This is a genomic window from Sphingomonas sp. BK069 (genome assembly GCF_014193405.1).
Classification (GTDB): domain Bacteria; phylum Pseudomonadota; class Alphaproteobacteria; order Sphingomonadales; family Sphingomonadaceae; genus Sphingomonas.
Genome location: NZ_JACHZH010000018.1, coordinates 26,795 through 33,920, shown reverse-complemented (window position 1 = coordinate 33,920; position 7,126 = coordinate 26,795). Strand labels below are relative to the sequence as shown.

6 protein-coding genes are annotated in these 7,126 nt (G+C 62.3%); 1 reads left to right on the top strand and 5 read right to left on the bottom strand.

What is annotated here, in order from left to right; translation table 11 throughout:
- Positions 1-92 precede the first annotated feature (92 nt).
- Positions 93-299, bottom strand: a complete 207-nt coding sequence (locus tag FHY02_RS23225) for a helix-hairpin-helix domain-containing protein (RefSeq protein ID WP_183926491.1) — start codon at positions 297-299, stop codon at positions 93-95.
- 487 nt (positions 300-786) lie between these two features.
- On the opposite strand from FHY02_RS23225, the gene FHY02_RS22255 reads away from it, so the two are divergent.
- Positions 787-1,053 (top strand): hypothetical protein, encoded by a 267-nt coding sequence (locus tag FHY02_RS22255; protein WP_183926489.1) that lies wholly within the window; start codon positions 787-789, stop codon positions 1,051-1,053.
- A gap of 631 nt (positions 1,054-1,684) precedes the next feature.
- Here the strand turns inward: FHY02_RS22255 and FHY02_RS22250 are convergent.
- From FHY02_RS22250 to FHY02_RS22235, 4 genes are all read right to left on the bottom strand, one after another.
- Entirely contained in the window at positions 1,685-4,507 is a 2,823-nt protein-coding gene (locus tag FHY02_RS22250) for a conjugal transfer protein TraG N-terminal domain-containing protein (protein ID WP_183926487.1), read from the bottom strand.
- Positions 4,508-4,519: 12 nt separating this feature from the next.
- Entirely contained in the window at positions 4,520-5,917 is a 1,398-nt protein-coding gene (locus FHY02_RS22245; protein ID WP_409322874.1) for a conjugal transfer protein TraH, read from the bottom strand.
- A gap of 68 nt (positions 5,918-5,985) precedes the next feature.
- The gene (locus FHY02_RS22240) at positions 5,986-6,843 is read right to left on the bottom strand and encodes a conjugal transfer protein TraF (RefSeq protein WP_409322872.1); all 858 of its coding nucleotides are present in this window, start codon (positions 6,841-6,843) and stop codon (positions 5,986-5,988) included.
- Between the two features lie 31 nt (positions 6,844-6,874).
- Positions 6,875-7,045 (bottom strand): hypothetical protein, encoded by a 171-nt coding sequence (locus FHY02_RS22235; protein WP_183926483.1) that lies wholly within the window; start codon positions 7,043-7,045, stop codon positions 6,875-6,877.
- Between the last annotated feature and the right edge of the window lie 81 nt (positions 7,046-7,126).

Here is a 7,126-nt window from a genome sequence, read left to right as displayed (position 1 = left end):
GACCCGCTACGACCGCTGCCCAACCGCATTCTTCTCCGCCATCGCGCTCGCTGCCACTGTCATCTTCTGGCTGTGATCAACGAGTCCTGACCCTAAGCGTCGCCCACCGTCAGCGCGGCGCGACCATCGTCGGCCTTCCCAGTCAGTCCGGGCACCTCGTCGAGCTGCCGCAAATCGGTGAAGCGGCCGCGCTCGCCGCGATAGCGGACGATCTCGAACCCGTGGCCCTTCAGCGCCGGGATCGCGTCCAGCTCCTCGGCGGTAGCCTCGTTGACGTTGACAGCGGCGGTGTCGCTCACAGGTGGCCTCTCTGGTTGGGTAAGCTCAAAACGCCTGAAGACGGTCTCGATCCAAATCAGGCGAACCAAGTTCCTCTCGTACGCGTTTGTAACGTGGGAGGAACAAACATGATGGAATCCGCTACATTCTGCCGAAACAGGGCAGAGGTTGAGCGTCGCGCCGCGGCCGAGACGACCCTTGAGCGTGTGCAGGAGCGGCATCTGGCAGCGGCCGCGAATTGGGAGCGGCTTGCCCAACGGGGAGATACCACCGAGCGAGGTCGCGCGCGCAAAGCAGATGCCGAAGACTGAGAGACCGCAGGTGAGTGGCGCCCCGCTGCCTCGGGGGGGAAGGGAGCAGCGGGGCGCCAATCGGACCAGGCGCTAGGGGGTCGGCGTCGGTCATCGGCAGAACAGTCGCCACACGGCCCTGTTCCGCGCCACGAGCGGTAGCGGCCAACTTGGTGCAATCTATCGCGCGTCTCCTCAGTGCGAGGTACCATGACGCATGGCCAAGCACGACGCGCCGGAGAGCACCGACGACATTCGCGATCTCCTCGCGCATCTGCTCGCCGGCGCGGCGGGCAAAACCGAGGCATATTGGAAGAAGCTTATCGGCGAGGTGATCGCGCTGCCGGTAGTGTTCCATCCACGGTCTAACTGGAGGATTGATCCGAAAGGGAAGCCGGCCGAGCTGGAAGCTATCGCGAAGGCGGCTGAGATCGTGCGGCAGGCGCATCCGTATGTGCCATCGCCAAGCTTCGAGGCGATTTAACGTAGTCGAACAGGCAGACATCAAGCGGCCGCTATCTCGGCCGGAGGCTTTCAGGAGCCAACCAACGCGAGGACCTCAGCCAACGACATAACAAACATGGACAACCAAATCGCAATCTGTCCATAGATATGCAGCACAACTCCGACCCAAGAGTACCGACGTCGGAGAGTGATACCGCTGCCGACGGCGATCAAAAAAGCTGAAATGGTCGGCAGTGTGATTGACGGAGATCTATGCAGACTCGCCTCGCCCAAGGGCATTAGGCCGACAGCCGTTACAAGAAACCACGAGAGAATAAATACGACGTTTGCAGTAGGATCGACAGACTCGCTGCCTGTGCGCCCGGTCAGCGACGGCCTTGATCTCATTGCCATTTTGCTCATCGCACTATATCTTCGCCCGGTGAGGTGCGCCGTGAAAATCGATCATCGTCAACCCGTCATGTTTGACTCGAAGATGACGCCCGGTCTTGGCAATGGGACTTGGCAAATGGACCCTCTGGCGGGCACCAGAGGTTCGGCGCCTGCGCCAATCGGTCGAGCGTCGTTCGAGCGGAGAGTGCAAATAGTAGCCGCCTGCTGTATCGCAACGTTTATAGCCTGCGGCGCAGTCGCTACAATCTTTGGGTAAATCATTCCCTCGCTGCTCCTTTAGGCGCCTGTGCGAAATCTGCAGTTGCAACGTTTTGAAGACGCCTTTGATCTAAGCCGATCTCCACGGCTCCAGCCGTAACAGCGTCACGGACCGGGGTGTCATCTGGACGGTCCAGTGCGACCGGGTGAGCAGTGCCGATAGAGCCGCCTCTGTAGCGGCCTTTTACGTCCGAGGCGCTACCAACCTCAGGAACCTGGAGGCCTGCAAGAGCGGGATTATCGAGAGCAGCTTGGATATCTCGCTCAATCCGCCCTGAGCGTTCGTTAGCCCATTTGCCGATTGCCGCATTGCGAAGCCCTTCTCGAGCCGTGTCGAGATCGGTCTGCCATAGGCCGGGCATAGTGCCCTTTGGCGCATGAGCTGCTTCATTGTCGTACCAGGTGGCAAGGTCCTGTCTAAGATCCTGGGACAGGTTGAAACCGTTGCTTTCTGAAAAGCTGGCGTGCCGCTCAAGAGATTGCGAAAGCTCGCGATAGTGACGCGCCTGTTCGTTGTAAGACTGGATTTTGCTGAGCGATTCTTCAATCGCTCGTGTCCTCGCCTCACCCTGTTCCGATCGGACGCTCTTATCGGTTTGATAGAAGCTGCCATCCTGATGACCGATGCTGGTTCCTACGTTGTGGTCAGATCCGGTGGAGCCAGTGGCAGCAATCGTTTTGTCGTGCGATTGATTTGTGTCGCTCGTGTCACTGGTGACATCGGAATTCGTCCAGGTCCGATTATAACCCGCGTTGGCCTCTGCTTTACCACCCAAGGCCCCGATAACAGCTCCAACGACACCTCCTTTGCCGGGCGCCTTAGGCGCCTTTTCGCCCTCGGCTCCAGCGCCGGATTTGCCTCCGCCTGAACCACCAAAGCTTACGCCCATGGATCCACCGGCAAACCATTGCCCCGAACTGTTGTAGTTTTGGCCTTCCTCATAGTTGTGCCTGGTGCCAGCGCCTGACGCTTCTCTCGCCTCAACGGAAGCACCTTGGCGAATGCTCCGAGCATCGGTGACAGAAGTGGTTGACCCGCCCCGACCTCCGACACTCGAGCCGAAGGCCGTCGTCGTGCCGCTGGACCACGTATGACCATTACGTAGAGCTTCAAGGTGTTGGGTTTCCGTACGGCTTGCTTGCTCAAACCCATCCGCAATCCGAGCTGCCATCACAGCCTGACGGCTTTCCGTTGCCATCGCCGTTTGCACGGTAGACGCGTTGTACGGCAGGCTCGAGATCGCCTTGCTTGTATCGTACTTAGTATGGCCGTCCCCGAAGCTGTTTAGAGAAGCGCCGTTATCTCGCAGGAAGCTGAATGAGCCCGCACCGGAGGAGAAGGCCGGGTTGTCATGCCACTGATTACTCTGGCGCATATTGGAAGTTGAGCTCGCGAAGCTGGTGTTGCCGTAGGAGTAATTGCCTGTGGTTTGCTCCGCAGCAGCGGCTTCGGCAGCGTTCTGCGCCGGATTGAGGACGGAGGTGGCCTGACCCGAAATGCTCATCGCGCCCTTGGCGAGACCGGCAGCGAGAAAAGGCACACTCATCAGCATGAACCCGGCGATCGTCGCCGTCTCGGCATTGACGGCCCCGATACCAGCGTACGTCCCGAGTGATATGCCCCCCTCCGCGACGCCCTTCGCGGCGATTGTCGCGCGTGTCATGCAGATCATGTGGAGGATGACGTAGAGCGGTCCCCACGAGGCGAGATAGAAGAAGCCGGTGAGGTAGCCCTTGAGCGCTCCAACGCCCGTTTGCGGCATCAGGAACAGCGGGAAAATCACCGGGAACATCGCGTAGAAGACGACAGTCAGCACGATATTGAGGATCGGCACCCAGCTCATCGCCTGCTGCGCTATCGAGTTGTAGGTGTTGCGCGCCTGGATGTCCGCGCGCGTCGTCGCGAATGTGTCGATCGACGCTGCGCCCGGGCCGCCCGCCATACCGTCACGCGCCTGCATGAAGGCGTTGATCGCCGTGTTCTGGCGCATCACCGCCTCGAAGTTGGGGCTTGCCGCGGTGAAGGCCTGATTGACGATGGGAACGTCTGCGCGAAGCTTCGCCGAGGCAACCGACGTCGACAGCTTGGGGTACGCCTGCTTCGACCAGATAGGCGTGTTGGCCGCGATCATCGACTGCCACTGCCCGGAGAGCTTCTCGTAGGCGTTGTTGCAGATGATGATGTCGGTGGTGACCGCAATGCCCTCACGCGTCACCCACGGCTGCGATCGGGCGACGGAGCCCGGCCCCATCGCCACCCAGAGGTCCTTGGCGTTGGCGAGGTCGGTCATCGACTTCTGGCCGAGCATGATGTCGCCGAAAACGCAGCTCTTGAAGTGGGCCGAGAGGTTGGTCGCAAACTCGGCGTCGCGGATCTCGAAATTGCGCGTCGCGTCGAACAGGCGCGCGCCGTAGACCATGCCGTTGGTCGAGTAGTTGAGCTGGCTCGGCATCGTGAAGACCGTCTCGGCCGTGCGCGTCAGCCAATCACCCACCTGGCTGGTGAAGCTCGCCATGACGCCGAGCCCGAGCGGCACGTTGGCGATCGTGGCCGGTGCCAGCGAGGGGTTGATGCGGTCGGTGACCTTCACGCTGACGGTCGGCACCATGAGGCACGAGTAGATCAGCGTCGAGCCGAGGAACCAGTTCATCCAGACGCGCCAGTTCATCGTGAACGCGACCGACATGAGCGTGTAGATCAGGCCGAGGATCATCACCACACGCAGCAGCGCGCGATAGCCGCCTCCGCCTGTCCACGCGGCGACCGCGTTGAACGTGTTGACGATGTACTCGCCGCCACCAATCGTGAAGACCTCGACCATCGCTCGCTGTCCTTAGTTGAGGCCCTGCGCGTTCAGCCCGCGCGAGAAGTTGAGCGATGCTGCCATCGCCGGCGACATGCTGTTCTGCAGCGTCGACTCGAGCATCACCGACTTGTTGATGAGGAAGATCGTCTGGTTGAGCGTGTCCTTCAGCTTGAAGTCGCGCTGCGCGTAGCGCTCACGCGCGGCGCTAAGCTGGTCGCGCCACATCTTACCCATCTCGGCATCCGGCGCCTGAACCTGGACGACCGCTTGGCTGATCCGATCGAGCATATTGTCGATCATTGCCGCGAGCAGGTTGACCGCGACGATCTCGGCAAGGGCGCTGGTCTCGCCGGGGTTGAAGCTCTGGTGCGCCATCGCCTGCACCGCGAGCATCTTATAAAGCGGCAGTGAGGTCATGTTGAGCAGCTGCTGCTCCTCAAGCGACAGCGCGGAGTCGGTGCGGATCTTCGAGTTGATGGACTCGATCAGCTTGTGGATCTTACTGCGAAGGCCCTCCTGAACCTGAAGCGGCTGCTTGTCGATCTCCAGGCACTTGAGCTCATCCTTGCACCTCAACATCACCAGTGGCGTCGTGCCGGCACTGGTGGTGCCGTCCAGCAGCGCCGTGACAAGCGCCTCCTCGGCGGGACCGTAAAAGTCCACCGCAGGACCGTTTTTCCCCTCTGGGTTGGTCACGATCGTGCCGACGAGGGTCATCAGATATTCGGAAAAGGCGGTATCCATAGTACCGAATTTGTTCGAACGCTGGATCGCATCCCAGGTGTAGTTTCGGGCCGAGCCGGGGATGTGCTCCGCCATCTTCGGGTCGGTATTGGCAGCCAGCGTCGAGTCCGTCTTGTTGCCCGCGCCGCACTCCTGGCGAGACCGCGCCCAATCGGCGAACTTGCCCTGGTTGTTGCCGACCGCGGCGCAGATGGTCGAACGTGCACCAGCCATCTTCGGCCAGACCGAGCCGACGAGCCCCTGTGCCGCCTCGCACGAGGATATGTTCATCTGGTTCTGCAGCTGTGCTTTGTTCGACATGTTCTCCATCACCTTGCCGATCGCAGGCGAGACGCTGTCGATGGCGAGCTGGAAGGCGAAGCCGAGTGCGTTGTTGGCGGTCGCCTTCATCATGGCGACCATCTCGGCACCGTTGATGAACGAGAAGGAGCCGGTGAAGATGTCGATGCCGCCGCAGCCGGCGCGGACGCTCGGCAGCTGCAAATTGTAGACCTCCACGCTCTTCTGCGGGAACCGCGTCCACACGTTGCCCATCGAGTAATAGCCCGCGCTCTGCCCCTGATAGGCGCTCGGACCGGTAACGTTGGCCGCACCACCGGCATCCTGGAAGAAGCTGTTCATCTGCCCGGCGACGTCCGCTCGCGCGATGTCGACCGGGATCATGCTCGCGGCGCCGAGCACCGCGACCGCCGCGGCGGATCGCCGCAGTAGCAAGCGGATGCGAGAGGGGCGGGGGGAGGGAGTGGACATCAGAAGTCCTCGCCGGGCTTGGTGTTGGTGAGCATGAAGATGCGCTCCATGATCTCGTCGGCCGACATGACGCCGAAGCCGATGGGGACGGTCTTGCGGGTGACGGTGTCGAAGAGCACGAGCGCCGGCGTGGCGAGCGGCACGCCCATGCGCTGGCGCTGGCCGCTGTCGACGACGTAGTTGGGGAAGGAGCGGCTCGGCCCACCGTCGGTCGAGACGGCCATCACCGTCATGCGGTGGCTGTCGGCGACCGAGCGAAGGATCGGCGAGAACACCTCACACGCCGCGCAGCTCTGCGCGAAAAAGTAGAACATGCCGTAGCGCTGGCCGAGGCGCTCGAGCATCTGGTCGCGGGTGGCGCTGCGGTTGTCGGACCAGGCGCGCTTGCCGAGCGTCGAGACAGGGCGCTGCAGCGTGTAATCGATGTCGGGATTCTGCCAGAGCGCGCGCTGCCACGTGTCGGAGAAGGTCGACGCGCGATCGAGCTGCTCGCGCTGATAGCGGACATAGGCGATAACGTTGGCCTCGGTCGGCTCGAGGATGGCACGGTTCTTCAGCTCGTCGAGTTGGCGCGTGATCGCCTTCATGCGGTCGGTCGCGGACGCCTGCGCCTGCTGCGCGGCCTGCGGCGTCTTCGGCGGTGCCTTGGGGCGCTCGCAATAGAACCACTGTCCGAGCCGGCGCTGGCCGCAGTAGAAGTCACCACCCTGCGCAGGTGCGGCCGTGCTCGCCTCGAGGATTTCCGGCTGCGCCTGGTCGTCGGTGGCATCGTCGTCGCCGGCGTCCGCCATGGCGGCCGACTGGAGATCCAGCGACTGCGCGGGCGCCGCGACCGGCGCGGCCGCGGCGAGCAGCATGAGGAGCGTAGCGGCGAAGCGGCCGCGGCGGTTACCCCTGATCGTCTTCATCGTCATGCTCCCCGTCGAGCTCAATCATTGCGAGTTGAAGGACCGACATCATCCGCGCGACGTCGAGCATCTTGGTGCCCTGATCGAGCATGCGGACGATCCCGCGCAGGTGACTGCGGCCGTGCTTGCGGCCCTTGATCGTGGCGCGCATGCCGGTGGGCGGCGGACCAGCCAGCCGGCGTCGACCAAGCGTGGGAACGACCGCTCGATCTCGCCGGGATCGACGTCGCAC

Excerpts from the sequence above, each read along its gene's own strand:
- FHY02_RS22235 (WP_183926483.1), bottom strand. The coding sequence starts at position 7,045 with ATGCGCGCCACGATCAAGGGCCGCAAGCACGGCCGCAGTCACCTGCGC.
- FHY02_RS22250 (WP_183926487.1), bottom strand. The coding sequence starts at position 4,507 with ATGGTCGAGGTCTTCACGATTGGTGGCGGCGAGTACATCGTCAACACG.
- FHY02_RS22240 (WP_409322872.1), bottom strand. The coding sequence starts at position 6,843 with ATGCTGCTCGCCGCGGCCGCGCCGGTCGCGGCGCCCGCGCAGTCGCTG.
- FHY02_RS22255 (WP_183926489.1), top strand. The coding sequence starts at position 787 with ATGGCCAAGCACGACGCGCCGGAGAGCACCGACGACATTCGCGATCTC.